Genomic DNA, 1,435 nt, shown 5'->3' with positions numbered 1-1,435 from the left:
TCCCAGGCAGGAGGCCAGGATCCCGGCGACGGCCCCGGCGTCGATCGGGGTGGTGCTCGTGCTGGTGACGGTGAAAGCGGCCGGGGTGGCAGTCGAACGGGTGACGGACGGGCCGCTGCTGGGGACCGCCGAGGCGCCGGCCGAGCCGGCCCCGGAAGCCGAGGCGGAGGGCGCAGCGCTGGGCGCAGCGGTGGGCGCAGCGGAGGGCTCGCCGTGGGCCGCGGGGGTGGGCGTGGAGGTGCTGGTTGCGGCAGTGGCCATTCCCCCCGCGGTCGCGACGGCTACGGCGGTGGCGGCGATGAACATGATCGGGCGGATACGCATGAATCCGTGTCCTTCCTGCCGGGCGTCCGGTTGACGCCTGCGCCCCTGTAGGTCTCCCGACGCCCGGCAGGTCGCACCCCGCGCACGTGATCCAGGTCATAGGCCGCGGGTGCAACCCGGGGGCGGTGCTCGTGCGTACAGGGCGGGAGGCTCCGCCCAGGACGCACGGCTCCACCGCCGCAGCCGAGGAGTGCTTCCTCGCGAGCCGCCTGTGCCGCGAGCTGACGGACAGCCCCGGAGGAGAGGCCCTTGATGACGCCACAGGAGTTCGACGCGTTCTACGCGGCGTCCTTCTCCCGCCTGACCGGGCAGCTCTACGCGCTCACCGGCAACTGGTCCGAAGCACAGGACGTGGTCCAGGAGGCGTTCATCCGCGCGTGGGACCGAAGGCGCACCTTCGACCCGGACAGCGCCCCGGAGGCATGGATCCGGACCACGGCCCGGCGGTTGGCCCTCTCCCGCTGGCGACGCATGGCCCGGGGCCTGCACTTGGCCGGACGCCACCACCGCCCCGAACCGCCCACCGTCGAGCCGCCCACCGAGGAGCACCTGATGCTGGTCACCGCGCTACGCGACCTGCCCGAGGCACAGCGGAACGCCCTGGTCCTGCACCACATGTGCGACCTCTCCGTCGAGCAGGTCGCGGCCGAGACCGGCGCCAGCCTCAGCGCCGTCAAGAGTCGCCTCGCCCGCGGCCGGGCCGCGCTCGCGGCCGGACTCGCCGACCGGACCCCGACCAGCGAGGAAGGAAAGCTCTGTGTCTGACCCCGTCCACGACACCCTCGGCGACAGGCTGCGGCTGCTCGGCACGCAGATGCCCGCGCCGACCCTGCCCGCTACGGAGATCCGCCGACGCGCCGACCGGCGCCGGCGCCGCCGACAGGCCCTCGGTGCGACCGCGGCCTGTACCGCGGCAGCCCTGGGTCTGGCTCTCCCGTCCGTGCTGCACTCACCGGGACCACAGAGCGGAGCAGCCACCACGGACGTCTCCTCCGTGCCGGCTTCCGCCGCGGCTTCCCCGCCTCCCCCGGCCGCTTTCACCGTCACCAACACGAGCACCACCCCGATCGACGCCGGGGCCGTCGCCGGGATCCTGGCCTCCTGCCTGGGC

The 1,435-nt window shown here is 74.2% G+C and carries 1 protein-coding gene and 2 pseudogenes; all 3 read left to right on the top strand.

Annotation, left to right across the window (positions count from 1 at the left end; all coding sequences use genetic code 11):
- A pseudogene (locus ACFV04_RS43735) lies at positions 1 to 358 on the top strand (hypothetical protein); the annotation flags it as partial.
- Between the two features lie 218 nt (positions 359 to 576).
- Positions 577 to 1,089, top strand: coding sequence for a SigE family RNA polymerase sigma factor (locus ACFV04_RS43730; RefSeq protein WP_380536655.1), 513 nt, complete (start codon positions 577 to 579; stop codon positions 1,087 to 1,089).
- Positions 1,082 to 1,435: pseudogene (locus ACFV04_RS43725) on the top strand (hypothetical protein); the annotation flags it as partial. The gene ACFV04_RS43730 and the pseudogene ACFV04_RS43725, both read left to right, overlap by 8 nt.

It is taken from the genome of Kitasatospora sp. NPDC059599 (assembly GCF_042735125.1).
In the GTDB taxonomy this organism is placed as follows: Bacteria; Actinomycetota; Actinomycetes; order Streptomycetales; family Streptomycetaceae; genus Kitasatospora.
This window is presented reverse-complemented; position numbering and strand designations above follow the sequence as displayed.

Bases quoted from the DNA above. Each gene is read 5' to 3' on its own strand.
- ACFV04_RS43730 (WP_380536655.1), top strand. From the start codon at position 577: ATGACGCCACAGGAGTTCGACGCGTTCTACGCGGCGTCCTTCTCCCGC.